General features: G+C 40.9%; 12 protein-coding genes and 5 tRNA genes (1 of these 17 only partly in view). 16 read left to right on the forward strand and 1 reads right to left on the reverse strand.

Features of this window, described 5'->3' with window-relative positions; translation table 11 throughout:
• The 13 genes from HWX15_RS05310 to pcp all read left to right on the forward strand — a co-directional run.
• Nucleotides 1-10 (forward strand) — tRNA-Tyr (locus HWX15_RS05310); it begins 71 nt to the left of the window's first position.
• A 4-nt stretch (nt 11-14) separates the two neighbouring features.
• A tRNA-Trp gene (locus HWX15_RS05315) sits at nt 15-85 on the forward strand.
• A 14-nt stretch (nt 86-99) separates the two neighbouring features.
• Nucleotides 100-172 (forward strand) — tRNA-His (locus tag HWX15_RS05320).
• A 13-nt stretch (nt 173-185) separates the two neighbouring features.
• Nucleotides 186-257: transfer RNA gene (locus HWX15_RS05325), tRNA-Gln, on the forward strand.
• Between the two features lie 9 nt (nt 258-266).
• Nucleotides 267-350 (forward strand) — tRNA-Leu (locus HWX15_RS05330).
• A gap of 107 nt (nt 351-457) precedes the next feature.
• The gene (locus tag HWX15_RS05335) at nt 458-1,735 is read left to right on the forward strand and encodes a glutamate-cysteine ligase family protein (protein WP_175880474.1); all 1,278 of its coding nucleotides are present in this window, start codon (nt 458-460) and stop codon (nt 1,733-1,735) included.
• 75 nt (nt 1,736-1,810) lie between these two features.
• The gene (gene thrC, locus HWX15_RS05340) at nt 1,811-3,295 is read left to right on the forward strand and encodes a threonine synthase (RefSeq protein WP_175880475.1); all 1,485 of its coding nucleotides are present in this window, start codon (nt 1,811-1,813) and stop codon (nt 3,293-3,295) included.
• Nucleotides 3,296-3,355: 60 nt separating this feature from the next.
• Nucleotides 3,356-4,636, forward strand: a complete 1,281-nt coding sequence (locus HWX15_RS05345) for an MATE family efflux transporter (RefSeq protein WP_173214445.1) — start codon at nt 3,356-3,358, stop codon at nt 4,634-4,636.
• Nucleotides 4,637-4,639: 3 nt separating this feature from the next.
• Nucleotides 4,640-5,263 (forward strand): HAD family hydrolase, encoded by a 624-nt coding sequence (locus HWX15_RS05350; RefSeq protein WP_175880476.1) that lies wholly within the window; start codon nt 4,640-4,642, stop codon nt 5,261-5,263.
• Nucleotides 5,264-5,414: 151 nt separating this feature from the next.
• Nucleotides 5,415-6,368, forward strand: a complete 954-nt coding sequence (locus tag HWX15_RS05355) for a VldE C-terminal domain-containing protein (protein ID WP_175880477.1) — start codon at nt 5,415-5,417, stop codon at nt 6,366-6,368.
• Nucleotides 6,369-6,673: 305 nt separating this feature from the next.
• Nucleotides 6,674-7,099, forward strand: coding sequence for a MarR family winged helix-turn-helix transcriptional regulator (locus HWX15_RS05360; protein ID WP_175880478.1), 426 nt, complete (start codon nt 6,674-6,676; stop codon nt 7,097-7,099).
• A 10-nt stretch (nt 7,100-7,109) separates the two neighbouring features.
• Nucleotides 7,110-7,472: a DUF1304 domain-containing protein gene (locus HWX15_RS05365; protein WP_175880479.1), complete on the forward strand. Its 363-nt coding sequence runs from the start codon at nt 7,110-7,112 to the stop codon at nt 7,470-7,472.
• A 218-nt stretch (nt 7,473-7,690) separates the two neighbouring features.
• Complete coding sequence (pcp, locus tag HWX15_RS05370; RefSeq protein ID WP_175880480.1) at nt 7,691-8,335, forward strand: pyroglutamyl-peptidase I; 645 nt, start codon at nt 7,691-7,693, stop codon at nt 8,333-8,335.
• 25 nt (nt 8,336-8,360) lie between these two features.
• Here the strand turns inward: pcp and HWX15_RS05375 are convergent, their stop codons facing one another.
• The gene (locus tag HWX15_RS05375; RefSeq protein ID WP_175880481.1) at nt 8,361-9,218 is read right to left on the reverse strand and encodes a DUF975 family protein; all 858 of its coding nucleotides are present in this window, start codon (nt 9,216-9,218) and stop codon (nt 8,361-8,363) included.
• Nucleotides 9,219-9,347: 129 nt separating this feature from the next.
• On the opposite strand from HWX15_RS05375, the gene tgt reads away from it, so the two are divergent.
• The 3 genes from tgt (at nt 9,348) to nagA (ending at nt 13,711) form a co-directional block, all read left to right on the forward strand.
• A complete protein-coding gene (tgt, locus tag HWX15_RS05380) occupies nt 9,348-10,490 on the forward strand; it encodes a tRNA guanosine(34) transglycosylase Tgt (RefSeq protein WP_001285237.1) in 1,143 nt (380 codons plus the stop codon).
• 100 nt (nt 10,491-10,590) lie between these two features.
• Nucleotides 10,591-12,408, forward strand: coding sequence for an acyltransferase family protein (locus HWX15_RS05385; protein WP_175880482.1), 1,818 nt, complete (start codon nt 10,591-10,593; stop codon nt 12,406-12,408).
• 151 nt (nt 12,409-12,559) lie between these two features.
• Complete coding sequence (gene nagA, locus HWX15_RS05390; protein WP_001134549.1) at nt 12,560-13,711, forward strand: N-acetylglucosamine-6-phosphate deacetylase; 1,152 nt, start codon at nt 12,560-12,562, stop codon at nt 13,709-13,711.
• Nucleotides 13,712-13,738 lie beyond the last annotated feature (27 nt).

Below are 13,738 nucleotides of genomic sequence, written 5' to 3' on the forward strand. Positions count from 1 at the left end.
TCCCCTTCCATTTTACGGGCATAGTTTAAAGGTAGAACTAAGGTCTCCAAAACCTTCAGTGTGGGTTCAATTCCTACTGCCCGTGTTAATAGAATTATGGCGGGTGTGGTGAAGTGGTTAACACACCAGATTGTGGCTCTGGCATGCGTGGGTTCGATCCCCATCACTCGCCTATTTTATATTATTGGGGTATAGCCAAGCGGTAAGGCAAGGGACTTTGACTCCCTCATGCGTTGGTTCGAATCCAGCTACCCCAGTTACTATTTGCCGGCGTGGCGGAATTGGCAGACGCGCTGGACTCAAAATCCAGTGTCCGAAAGGACGTGCCGGTTCGACCCCGGCCGCCGGTATAGTAAAGAGCTAAGGAACGTAGTTAATCTTCGTTCCTTTTTTATATTATTTTTGCTATAATAATAGTTATTCAAATTTTATTTAGATTATGAAAGTGTAGGGAAGTATGTCTCGTTCTATCGATTTATTAAAACATCGGTATTTGAAAAATATTAAAGAAAACCCTGAATTGTTTGTTGGGATTGAGCTGGAATATCCTGTGGTAAACTTGGAAGGGAATGCTACAGATGTTGAAATTATAAAGGATCTATTTCATTATTTAGTTTCCGATCTGGATTTCACTGTAGAAAAGGTAGATGATTTTGGCAATCCTATCCAGTTAGTAGATCCGGTAAGTCAGGATGCTATTTTATTTGAAGTTTCTTATACAACGATTGAGTTTGCATTTGGTAAGGCTAAAACGATACAAGAAGTTGAAGAACGTTTTAGTATTTATATGGAAGCAATCCAGAAGAAGTTAGCTGAATCCAATCATGCTATTGTTGGCTGTGGAATTCATCCCAACTGGGATAAAAATGAGAATAGTCCAGTGGTTTATCCACGTTATCAGATGTTGATGGATTATTTGAATTTGAGTAGGAATGTGATTGAATCAGACTTACATCATTTCCCTGAATATGGTGCTTTTATCTGTGGGAGCCAGGTTCAGCTGGATATTTCAAAATACAACTACTTACGTGTGATGAATGCTTTTACTCAAATTGAAGCGGCTAAGGCGTATTTATTTGCAAATTCTGAGTTTTCGGGTGCGGATTGGGATACGAAAATTTCAAGGGATATTTTTTGGGAAGAATCCATGCATGGTATCTATCCAGAGAATGTTGGGGTCAATGCTAGACTTTTTAAAGATGAGGATGATTTTTTTGACTATCTAGATCATTCTGCGATTTTTACTGCGGAACGTGATGGACAAACCTATTATTTTTATCCGATTCAGACTAGGGACTATTTGGCTACATCTGAAATCCAAGCATATGCTCTTAATGGGGATGAGATTCTTATTTACCCTCAAGAGAAGGATTTTGAAACTCATCGTAGTTATCAGTACCAAGACTTAACGACTCGAGGAACGGTTGAGTTTCGTAGTGTGTGTACACAGCCACTTGATAGGACTTTTGCTTCTGCAGCCTTTCATTTGGGATTATTAGTTAATTTAGAGAAACTTGAATCTTACTTAGAAATCGCACCTTTCTTTAAGGCATTTGGGAGAAATTATAAGTCTTTAAGACGACAATTTTCTAAGAAAAAGCTAACAGATGAGGAGAAAACTGCGATTATAGAGTTTTCAAAAGACTTACTCCTGTTAGCTGAGGAAGGACTGGAGATGAGAAATAAGCAAGAAATGATTTATTTAGAGCCTTTGAAAGAAGAATTGGGACTATAATTTCTCTTATAAAGGGAGAATTTTCTGAAAAATCATGATATAATGGTAGAGACTATAGATAAAGGATAGAGAGTAATGACATTAGTTTATCAATCAACGCGTGATACGAAAAATACAGTAACTGCTAGCCAAGCTATTTTGCAAGGTTTGGCGACGGACGGTGGTTTGTTTACACCGGTTACTTATCCAAAGGTAGATTTGGACTTTGACAAATTGAAAGATGCTTCTTATCAGGAAGTTGCTAAGTTAGTTTTGTCAGCATTTTTAGATGACTTTACAGCTGAAGAGTTGGACTACTGCATCAACAATGCCTACGATAGTAAATTTGATACTCCAGCTATCGCGCCATTAGTGAAATTAGACGGGCAATACAACCTGGAACTGTTCCATGGTTTAACGATTGCCTTTAAGGATATGGCCTTGTCTATTTTGCCATACTTTATGACGACTGCTGCTAAGAAACATGGTTTGGAGAACAAAATCGTCATTTTGACAGCGACATCTGGCGACACGGGGAAAGCTGCTATGGCGGGGTTTGCGGATGTGCCTGGTACTGAGATTATCGTCTTTTATCCAAAGGATGGTGTCAGCAAGGTTCAAGAGTTGCAAATGACCACTCAGACTGGCGACAATACTCATGTTATCGCCATTGATGGGAACTTTGACGATGCGCAAACAAATGTGAAGCACATGTTTAACGACGTGGCTCTTCGTGAAAAATTATCGGCCAATAAGTTGCAATTTTCATCTGCTAACTCTATGAATATCGGTCGTTTGGTGCCACAGATTGTTTATTATGTTTATGCCTATGCTCAGTTGGTCAAGACTGGTGAGATCGTAGCTGGTGATAAGATTAACTTCACAGTACCAACAGGAAACTTTGGAAATATCTTGGCTGCCTTTTATGCTAAGCAAATTGGTCTACCAGTTGGTAAATTGATCTGTGCTTCAAATGACAACAATGTTTTGACAGACTTCTTCAAGACACGTGTTTACGATAAGAAGCGTGAGTTTAAGGTAACAACTAGTCCATCTATGGATATTTTAGTATCTTCAAACTTGGAGCGTTTGATTTTCCATCTTTTGGGTAATGATGCGGTTAAGACAGCCGAACTCATGAATGCTTTGAATAGCCAAGGTCAATATGAGTTGACTAATTTTAATGAAGAGATTCTTGAACTCTTTGCAGCTGAATATGCGACTGAGGAAGAAACGGCAGCAGAAATCAAGCGTGTTTATGAGTCAGATTCTTATATCGAGGATCCTCATACAGCGGTTGCTTCGGCAGTTTATAGAAAATACCAAGCGGCTACTGGCGATGTGACTAAGACAGTGATTGCTTCAACAGCGAGTCCATACAAGTTCCCAGTAGTTGCAGTAGAAGCGGTAACAGGAAAAGCAGGCTTGACTGACTTTGAAGCCTTGGCTCAATTACATGAAATCTCAGGAGTGGCTGTGCCACCTGCAGTTGATGGGCTTGAGATAGCTCCTGTTCGTCATAAGACAACAGTGGCAGCTGCTGATATGCAAGTAGCGGTTGAGGCTTATTTAGGACTTTAAGACAGAGGAAGTAAACTCGGTTGGGAAACCAACTGAGTTTCTTTTCATCAGGAGGAGAGATTGTTTAAGAAAAATAAAGACATTCTTAATATTGCCTTGCCGGCTATGGGCGAAAACTTTTTGCAGATGCTCATGGGGATGGTGGACAGTTATTTGGTTGCTCATTTAGGATTGATTGCCATTTCGGGTGTATCAGTAGCTGGCAATATTATCACGATTTATCAGGCTATTTTCATTGCTCTGGGAGCGGCTATTTCTAGTGTTATTTCAAAAAGTTTGGGGCAGAAGGATCAGTCTAAGTTAGCCTATCATGTGACTGAGGCCTTGAAGATTACCTTATTATTAAGTTTCCTTTTAGGAGCTTTGTCCCTCTTCGCTGGTCAAGAGATGATAGGACTTTTGGGGACGGAGAGGGATGTAGCTGAGAGTGGTGGACTCTACCTATCCTTGGTAGGCGGATCGATTGTTCTCTTAGGTTTAATGACTAGTTTTGGTGCCTTGATTCGTGCAACGCATAATCCACGTTTGCCTCTCTATGTGAGTCTTTTATCCAATGCCTTGAATATTCTTTTTTCAAGTATAGCTATTTTTGTTCTGGATATGGGGATAGCTGGTGTTGCTTGGGGGACAATTCTGTCTCGTTTGGTAGGTCTTGTGATTTTATGGTCGAAATTAAAGTTGCATTTTGAGAAACCGACTTTTGGTTTAGATAAGGAACTATTGACCTTGGCTTTACCAGCAGCTGGAGAGCGGCTTATGATGCGGGCTGGTGATGTCGTTATCATTGCCTTGGTCGTTTCTTTTGGGACAGAGGCCGTGGCTGGAAATGCAATCGGAGAAGTCTTGACCCAGTTTAACTACATGCCTGCCTTTGGCGTTGCTACGGCAACGGTCATGCTGGTAGCTCGAGCAGTTGGAGAGGATAATTGGGAAAGAGTCACTAGTTTGAGCAAACAAACCTTTTGGCTTTCTCTGATTCTCATGTTGCCTTTGACGCTTAGTGTCTATGCCTTAGGAATACCACTGACTCATCTCTATACGACTGATCCTCTAGCGGTGGAGGCTAGTGTTCTAGTGACACTTTTTTCACTACTTGGAACTCCTATGACGATAGGAACAGTCATCTATACAGCAGTCTGGCAGGGTTTGGGCAATGCTCGGCTTCCCTTTTATGCGACAAGTATAGGAATGTGGTGTATCCGCATTGGAACAGGATATCTGATGGGGATTGTGCTTGGTTGGGGCTTGCCCGGTATTTGGGCCGGAACCCTTTTGGATAATGGTTTTCGTTGGTTATTTCTACGTTACCGTTACCAGCGTTATATGAGCTTGAAAGGATAGGAAATGCAAAAAACAGCTTTTATTTGGGATTTAGACGGGACTTTATTGGACTCTTACGAAGCGATTTTATCAGGGATTGAGGAGACTTTTGGTCAGTTTTCTATTCCTTATGATAAGGAGAAGGTGAGAGAGTTTATCCTCAAGTTTTCTGTGCAGGATTTGCTTGTGCAGGTAGCAGAAGAGCGAAAGCTAGATGTGGAAGTGCTAAATCAGGTACGTGCCCAGAGTCTGGCTGAGAAGAATGCTCAGGTAGTTTTGATGCCAGGTGCGCGTGAGGTGCTAGCTTGGGCAGACGAGACAGGGATTCAGCAATTTGTTTACACTCATAAGGGAGACAATGCTTTTACTATTCTAAGAGACTTGGGTTTGGAATCTTATTTTACAGAGATTTTAACCAGTCAGAGTGGCTTTGCGCGCAAGCCTAATCCGGAAGCGGCTACCTATCTGTTAGACAAGTATCAGTTGGATCCTGAGAAAACCTATTATATAGGGGACCGGACTCTGGATGTGGAATTTGCCCAGAATAGTGGGATTCAAAGTATTAACTTTTTAGAGTCGTCTTATGGAGGCAATCATAGGATTCAAGGGTTAGCAGATATTTCCCGTATTTTTGAGTCTGAGCGATAAAAAGATTGTGTCAGTTTTGTGACAGAGACCTAACAAACTATTTCAAGTAATCGAGTTTGTTACAAGGAATAGACAGTTCTGTTAAATAGGCCCGAGAGGGCTTTTTTTCTGCTTTTTTTGTGTTATCATAGACAGGTACTCATTTGAAAGAATGAAGAAAAGAATATTATTAGCCTCAACAGTAGCCTTGTCATTTGCCCCAGTATTGGCAACTCAAGCAGAAGAAGTTCTTTGGACTGCACGTAGTGTTGAGCAAATCCAAAACGATTTGACTAAAACGGACAACAAAACAAGTTATACCGTTCAGTATGGTGATACCTTGAGCACCATTGCAGAAGCTCCAAAAGCGGTAGAAACTACAAGTACAAAAGAAGTAGCAACAAATTCAGAAGTTGCAGAGAAAGTTGCTACTGCAGAAGAAGCCACGCCTTCTACAGGAACTTCTGTTTCAGAGGAGCAAACAGCCGAAACAAGCAGTGCAGTTTCAGAAGCAGCTCCTCAGGCAACGACTCCAGCTGAGAAGCAGGAAATACAAGAAAGCATTCAAGCTGAATCAGCAGTAGAAGCAACTACAACGCCAGTAGAAGAAAAAGCGCCTGAAACACTTGCGACAAGTTCAGAAGAAGCAAAAGAAGCCTCATCAAATGAAGCTATAACAGCAGTTTCTACTTATCAACCAGAAGAGACGAAGATAGTTTCAACAACTTACACAGCTCCAGCTGCGCCCGATTATGCTGGACTTGCAGTAGCGAAATCTGAAAATGCAGGCCTTCAACCACAAACGGCTGCCTTTAAAGAAGAAATCGCCAACTTGTTTGGCATCACATCCTTTAGTGGTTACCGTCCAGGAGACAGTGGAGATCACGGAAAAGGTTTGGCTATTGACTTTATGGTACCAGAAAGCTCAGAACTAGGGGATAAGATTGCGGAATACGCTATTCAAAACATGGCTAGCCGCGGCATTAGTTACATCATCTGGAAACAACGTTTCTATGCACCATTCGATAGCAAATATGGGCCAGCTAATACTTGGAACCCAATGCCAGACCGTGGTAGCGTGACAGAAAATCACTATGATCATGTTCACATTTCAATGAATGGATAAACCAGACTTTGTAATATCATTTTGACGAATGAGGTCTAGCTTTCGTGATAGGAAGCAAGTCTCGTTCGTTTTTTCTTTTTCATACTCTTCGAAAATCTCTTCAAACCACGTCAGTTTTATCTGAAATTTGAGCAATCTGCGACTAGCTTCCTAGTTTGCTCTTTGATTTTCATTGAGTATCAATTTGAATGGAAAATGGAAAGTTATCATCTTGTAATAATCCAAGCAACATTCTTGCAATCTATTTTACTTTGCATTATAATTGATAAGTCAACTATTGATAAATCAAGAAAAAGGGAAAAGAAATGTTAGAGATTCAAGATTTACTGTATCAACTCCGCTTGTCTGAGCAAGCGAGTACGCAATTGTTTGAAAAAATACTTGGGATTAGTTTGACACGATATCAGATTTTACTGTTTTTGCTGAAGCATTCCCCTTGTAATCAAATAGCGGTTCAGGAGCGTTTGAAGATTGATCAGGCTGCTTTGACCCGACATTTCAAAATTCTGGAAAAGGAAGGTTTGGTGGAGCGTCATCGCAATCCTGAAAATCAGCGAGAAGTGTTGGTAGAGGCTACGAAGTATGCCAAGGAGCAGTTAGTGGTGAATCCCCCTCTGCAACATATCAAGGTTAAGGAAGAGATGGAAAGTATCTTAACAGAGTCTGAAAGAACAGAACTCAGCCGTTTATTAAATAAATTGGTTTTGGGTATTGAGAATATAGAAATTTAAGGAGAAATAGATGTCAATTATGACAATCATTTTAGCAACAATTGTTGCTTTGGAGCATTTTTACATTTTTTATTTGGAAAGTATTACAACGCAATCAGATGCGACTAGTCGTGTCTTTAACATGGAAAAGGAAGAACTGGCTCGTCCGTCAGTAAGTTCATTGTTTAAAAATCAAGGGATTTATAACGCTTTGCTAGGTATCTTTCTCTTGTATGGGATTTATTTCTCGCAGAATTTAGAAATTGTGACTATTTTTGTTTTATTTGTGATTGGTGCTGCAGCTTATGGCTCTCTCACAGCAGATAAGAAAATTATTTTGAAGCAAGGTGGACCAGCTATTTTGGCCTTGATGAGTATTTTACTCTTTAAATAAACTCATACTCTTCGAAAATCAAATTCAAACCATGTCAGCGTCGCCTTGCCGTACTCAAGTACAGTCTGTGGCTAGCTTCCTAGTTTGCTCTTTGATTTTCATTGAGTATCAGAGACCAATCCTAGCCTCTCTAGTCCTTTTTGCTCCAGAAGAAGAGAAATATGTTATACTTGTTTTTAAGAAAAAAGTCTCATTGAATTGGTTTTGAGGAGTTAGAAATGAAAGTATTAGTGACAGGCTTTGAGCCCTTTGGAGGGGAAAAGGTTAATCCAGCCTTGGAGGCCATTAAAGGTTTACCAGCTGAAATCCATGGTGCTGAGGTTCATTGGCTAGAAGTACCGACAGTATTTCACAAATCGGCCCAAGTGTTGGAAGAAGAGATGAACCGTTATCAACCTGACTTTGTCCTTTGTATCGGGCAAGCGGGTGGAAGAACTAGCTTGACGCCTGAACGAGTGGCCATAAATCAAGACGATGCACGCATTCCTGATAATGATGGTAATCAACCGATTGACCTTCCTATTCGTCCAGATGGTGCTCCGGCCTACTTTAGTAGTTTGCCGATTAAAGCGATGGTCCAAACTATAAAAAAAGAGGGCTTGCCGGCCTCTGTTTCCAATACGGCAGGGACTTTTGTCTGCAATCATTTGATGTATCAGGCCCTCTATTTGGTAGAAAAGAAATTTCCACATATTAAGGCGGGTTTTATGCATATTCCTTATATGATGGAACAGGTGGTGAATCGACCGACTACCCCAGCTATGAGTTTAGTGGATATTAGGCGAGGGATAGAAGCAGCAATCGGCGCTATTATAGAACATGGAGATCAGGACCTCAAGTTGGTAGGCGGAGAAACTCATTGATAGAAAAAAGCTTGAGGGAAAACCTTCAAGCTTTTGGACGTTTTCGAGCCAATACTGCTCGGTAAAAAATTATTTTATTGATTTGAATGTAGGGTAGGAGTGAGAAACTAGCAATTCCAAAGGTAATCCAATTGAGGAAATACCAAGGAAGGAGTTGTAAGTCTAGGACGAAGCGCTGAAACTTGTAACCTTTCATCAGGAAACGGCTGGTCTTAAGGATTTGTCCTGGTCTGGCTTGTCCTAAGTCTAGGGTGTCACAGAGGAGAAATTCTACCTGCGAATAGGCATAGTATTGTGGAATATAGAGACCATTTCCGATAATCATTAAGAAGATACTTGCTAGAAAATAAAGACCAAAGGTCATGAGGAAACGCTCGGTTTCAATTGACGTGAGATCCAGATTAGGAAATTCAGGATGGATTGCAACGAATTTCTTTGCTAGAAAGCTACTGTAAAAGAGGAAGTAAATCCCGAGTAAGCTAGGAATGCTCCATAAAAAGAGATAGAAACGTTTGAGGAGAAGAGTCAAAAAGGTTTGTGAAAAGTGTGCTTCATTAAAGAGAGTAAGACTATTTTTGACGGATAGTTCTGTATCTGGATTCTTGATGAGTTTCAGCGTTGTATAAACTGAACTGGTTAGAAGAATCGTTCCGATAAAGGAGACTAATAGCGGAAAAAGGTAGGCTTGGAATACATGGCCAAACACGCTTAAAAAGGATTGCTCTAAAATAGACTCATTGATGCGCTCTAAGGGATTGAGGAAGCCAGACAAGATGACCAGCATGCTAGGTAAGAGATAGACGAGAAAGAGGCGGGGATTTTCAGCCTGAAATTGTCTGGACTGTAGACGAATGGTTTTTAAATCAATTTTTGGGTATTTCATTCTCTCATTATACCATAGTTCTTATACATAGTTCGTGACAGTTCCTGCTTTTTTTGATAAAATCATACAGTATGCCCTTGGGCACAAAGTATGAACTGGGACTGTCTTTCCCAGCTTCGGAGGTAAAAAATGTCAGATTCACCAATCAAATACCGTTTGATTAAGAAAGAAAAACATACAGGAGCTCGTCTGGGAGAAATCATCACACCCCATGGTACCTTCCCAACACCTATGTTTATGCCAGTTGGGACACAAGCCACTGTCAAAACTCAGTCGCCCGAAGAATTGAAGGAGATGGGGTCGGGAATTATCCTATCAAACACTTATCATCTCTGGCTTCGTCCTGGAGATGAACTCATCGCACGTGCAGGTGGTCTCCACAAGTTCATGAATTGGGACCAGCCTATCTTGACAGATAGTGGTGGTTTTCAGGTTTATTCCTTAGCAGATAGCCGTAATATCACAGAAGAAGGAGTAACCTTTAAAAACCATCTCAATGGTTCTAAGATGTTCTTGTCCCCAGAAAAAGCCATTTCTATTCAGAATAATCTAGGCTCAGATATTATGATGTCCTTTGACGAATGTCCTCAGTTTTATCAACCTTATGATTACGTTAAGAAATCAATCGAGCGTACCAGCCGTTGGGCTGAGCGTGGTTTGAAGGCTCACCGTCGTCCACATGACCAAGGTTTGTTTGGAATTGTGCAGGGGGCAGGATTTGAGGACTTGCGTCGCCAATCGGCTCATGACCTTGTAAGCATGGACTTCCCAGGTTACTCTATCGGTGGTTTGGCGGTGGGAGAAACCCACGAAGAGATGAATGCAGTCTTGGACTTTACAACTCAACTGCTGCCTGAAAATAAACCTCGCTATTTGATGGGTGTGGGAGCGCCAGATAGCTTGATTGATGGGGTGATTCGTGGTGTAGATATGTTTGACTGTGTCTTGCCGACTCGTATCGCTCGTAACGGAACTTGTATGACCAGTCAAGGTCGTTTGGTTGTAAAAAATGCCCAGTTTGCTGAGGACTTTACGCCACTGGATCCTGAATGTGATTGCTACACATGTAAGAACTATACACGCGCCTACCTTCGTCACCTCCTCAAGGCTGATGAAACCTTTGGTATCCGCTTGACTAGCTACCACAATCTTTACTTCTTGCTTAACCTGATGAAGCAAGTGCGACAAGCCATCATGGATGACAATCTCTTGGAATTCCGTGAGTATTTTGTGGAAAAATATGGCTATAATAAATCAGGACGTAATTTCTAAAATGGAATTGATATAAGCTAAAAATCCTAAGTTTTCTCTTGGGATTTTTCTTCTTTTTTTGATAGAATAAAGTGTACAATGAAAGGAAGAATAAACTCGTATGCGCATTAAATGGTTTTCCTTGATTAGGATTACAGGTTTACTTTTGGTACTCTTGTATCATTTCTTTCAGACCATCTTTCCTGGAGGTTTTTTCGGGGTAGATGTCTTTTTCACATTTTCAGGTTTCCTGATTACAGCTCTACTCATCGAAGAATTTTCTAAGAATCGTGAGATTGATTTGATAGGATTTTTTAGGAGACGTTTTTATCGGATCGTGCCACCTGTGGTTTTGATGGTCTTGGTAACCATGCCCTTTACCTTCCTAGTTCGCCAAGACTATGTTGCTGGAATTGGAGGTCAGATTGCGGGTGTCTTAGGCTTTATGACCAACTTCTATGAACTTCTAACAGGGGGGAGTTATGAATCTCAGTTCATTCCTCATTTGTTTGTTCATAATTGGAGTTTGGCTGTTGAGGTTCACTACTATATCCTCTGGGGATTGGCAGTTTGGTTCTTATCTAAACAGTCCAGATCAAATGGTCAGTTGAGAGGAATGGTCTTTCTCTTATCTGCTGTTGCCTTCTTGATCAGCTTCTTCTCCATGTTTATTGGTAGTTTTCTAGTAACCTCTTATTCCTCTGTTTACTTCTCTAGTTTAACTCATGTCTATCCATTCTTTTTGGGAAGTATCCTAGCAACGATTGTAGGCGTTCGTCAGACGACTTCTCTCGTCAAGCAGTTGGATAAAATCTGGGATTTACGCAAGACACTTTTAGTTTTTGGAGGAGGTTTTGGCTTCTTACTCATTTTGACCTTCTTTGTCAAATTTACCTATCTCTTTGCCTATCTTATTGGCTTCTTGCTTGCCAGTCTTGCAGCCCTTGCTATGATTCTGGCGGCGCGTGTCTTACATGAAAAGACACCTAACGTGCAGGAGCCAAAGATGATTAGCTTTTTAGCAGATACTAGCTATGCAGTTTATCTCTTCCATTGGCCTTTCTATATTATTTTCTCACAGTTGACCTCAAATTTTCTTGCTGTGTTACTGACTTTGATTTGTTCTTATGGATTTGCCAGTCTTTCATTTTATGTATTGGAGCCGTGGATTGCAGGCAAGAACACACCTATTTTACAAACTATTCGTCCCCTGCCTTATATTCACGCAATTCTTGCGACAAGTACAGGAATCTTGGCCTTCATTGTCCTCTTAGTGACTTTGTTGGCACCACAAGTGGGAGCGTTTGAGACAGACTTAACTGTCAATGGTTTGAAGCAAGCTGCTAGTAATATTGCCCAAACAAAAGTGATGGCAGAACGAGCAGAAGCTGATAGTTTGGGGATTGCTGATGGTACTATGTTAATTGGTGACTCGGTGGCCTTAAGGGCAAATACAGCCCTGCAGACAGCTCTTCCTGGAGCACAAATTAACGCGCAGGTCAGCAGAACAACCAAGACTGCCAATGAAATCATGCTAAATAATAGCCAGAATAAATTTTTACCTAAGATGGTGGTCATTGCGACTGGGGTAAATAATCCTGAAAATTACAAGGAAGATTGGGATAGTATCGTAAAAAATCTTCCTAAGGGCCACCATATGGTTTTGGTGACTCCTTATGAGGGAGATAAGACAAAAGAGACCTATGCCATCGTTGAGAAGGCTGCTGCCTATATGAGAGAATTGGCAGAGAAGACTCCTTACATCACGATAGCAGATTGGAATCAAGCTGCTAAGGAACATCCAGAAATCTGGGCAGGAACAGACCAAGTCCATTTCGGAAGTGACACTAGCACTATTGAAGCAGGAGCAAAATTGTATGCAGATACCATTGCCACAGCCTTGCAGACGGCTCAAGACAAGCCAGTCAAATCAAAATAACCTGTATTACAGAGAAAAGAGTTGGAGAAATCCAGCTCTTTTAAAATATCTTTAGAAAATAGGTCTATACCATTTACAAATGAATCAGAAAGGTTTATAATGTAATTGACATAATAAATATCAAAAGTAATCTTTTAAGGAGGTCATTATTATGCCTAATTACGTTAAAGCGGATCAGTTTTTCTATCCATTTGGCATTCGTCGCGGTGGGTACTTAGAACTTGTTGATGGCAAATTTGGGAAACATGTGGATCAAATTCCTGAAGGAGCAGAGGTTCTTGACTATACTGGTTATAGCATTGCACCAGGTCTTGTGGATACTCATATTCATGGATATGCAGGTGTAGATGTGATGGACAACAATATTGAAGGTACATTGCATACTATGAGTGAAGGACTTCTTAGTACCGGTGTTACCAGTTTCTTGCCCACAACTTTAACAGCCACTTATGAGCAATTGCTTGCAGTCACTGAAAATCTTGGAAACCATTATAAAGAAGCAACAGGTGCTAAGATTCGTGGGATTTATTATGAAGGTCCATATTTCACAGAAACTTTTAAGGGGGCACAAAATCCAACTTATATGAGAGACCCGGGTGTTGAGGAGTTTCATTCTTGGCAAGATGCTGCAAAAGGGATGCTAAATAAAATCGCTATTGCACCAGAACGTGATGGGGTGGAAGATTTTGTACGTACTATTACAGGTGAAGGTGTGACAGTTGCACTTGGACACTCAGATGCGACATTTGAACAAGCTAAGAAGGCAGTTGATGCTGGAGCTAGTGTATGGGTACATGCCTATAATGGGATGCGTGGTTTAACACACCGCGAACTAGGTATGGTAGGAGCTATGTATGAGCTCCCACATACTTACGCAGAATTGATTTGTGATGGTTATCACGTAGATCCAAAAGCTTGTGAGATTTTACTTAAGCAAAAGGGGACAGAAAACATCGCTCTTATTACGGACTGTATGACAGCTGGTGGATTGGAAGACGGTGACTATATGTTGGGTGAATTCCCAGTAGTAGTTGCCAATGGAACTGCACGTCTCAAATCTACTGGTAATTTGGCAGGTTCTATCCTTAAACTTAAAGATGGTATGAGAAATGTAGTCGAGTGGGGGATTGCAAATCCACACGAAGCAGTCATGATGGCCAGCCTTAACCCAGCAAAATCTGTTCACATTGATGATGTTTGTGGCCAAATCCGTGAAGGCTACGACGCTGACTTCATCGTATTAGATAAAGATTTGGAATTGGTAGCAACCTACCTAGACGGTGTGAAACGTTATCAAGCATAAGAGAGAAAGCAGAAGTTAGAGATTAGC

Source organism: Streptococcus thalassemiae, from assembly GCF_903645285.1.
Taxonomy (GTDB): Bacteria; Bacillota; Bacilli; order Lactobacillales; family Streptococcaceae; genus Streptococcus; species Streptococcus thalassemiae.

What these genes read in the sequence shown, in the direction of transcription:
- HWX15_RS05350 (WP_175880476.1), top strand. Translation starts at nt 4,640, where the DNA reads ATGCAAAAAACAGCTTTTATTTGGGATTTAGACGGGACTTTATTGGAC.
- tgt (WP_001285237.1), top strand. Translation starts at nt 9,348, where the DNA reads ATGTCAGATTCACCAATCAAATACCGTTTGATTAAGAAAGAAAAACAT.
- thrC (WP_175880475.1), top strand. Translation starts at nt 1,811, where the DNA reads ATGACATTAGTTTATCAATCAACGCGTGATACGAAAAATACAGTAACT.
- nagA (WP_001134549.1), top strand. Translation starts at nt 12,560, where the DNA reads ATGCCTAATTACGTTAAAGCGGATCAGTTTTTCTATCCATTTGGCATT.
- HWX15_RS05360 (WP_175880478.1), top strand. Translation starts at nt 6,674, where the DNA reads ATGTTAGAGATTCAAGATTTACTGTATCAACTCCGCTTGTCTGAGCAA.
- HWX15_RS05385 (WP_175880482.1), top strand. Translation starts at nt 10,591, where the DNA reads ATGCGCATTAAATGGTTTTCCTTGATTAGGATTACAGGTTTACTTTTG.
- HWX15_RS05355 (WP_175880477.1), top strand. Translation starts at nt 5,415, where the DNA reads ATGAAGAAAAGAATATTATTAGCCTCAACAGTAGCCTTGTCATTTGCC.
- HWX15_RS05375 (WP_175880481.1), bottom strand. Translation starts at nt 9,218, where the DNA reads ATGAAATACCCAAAAATTGATTTAAAAACCATTCGTCTACAGTCCAGA.
- pcp (WP_175880480.1), top strand. Translation starts at nt 7,691, where the DNA reads ATGAAAGTATTAGTGACAGGCTTTGAGCCCTTTGGAGGGGAAAAGGTT.
- HWX15_RS05335 (WP_175880474.1), top strand. Translation starts at nt 458, where the DNA reads ATGTCTCGTTCTATCGATTTATTAAAACATCGGTATTTGAAAAATATT.
- HWX15_RS05365 (WP_175880479.1), top strand. Translation starts at nt 7,110, where the DNA reads ATGTCAATTATGACAATCATTTTAGCAACAATTGTTGCTTTGGAGCAT.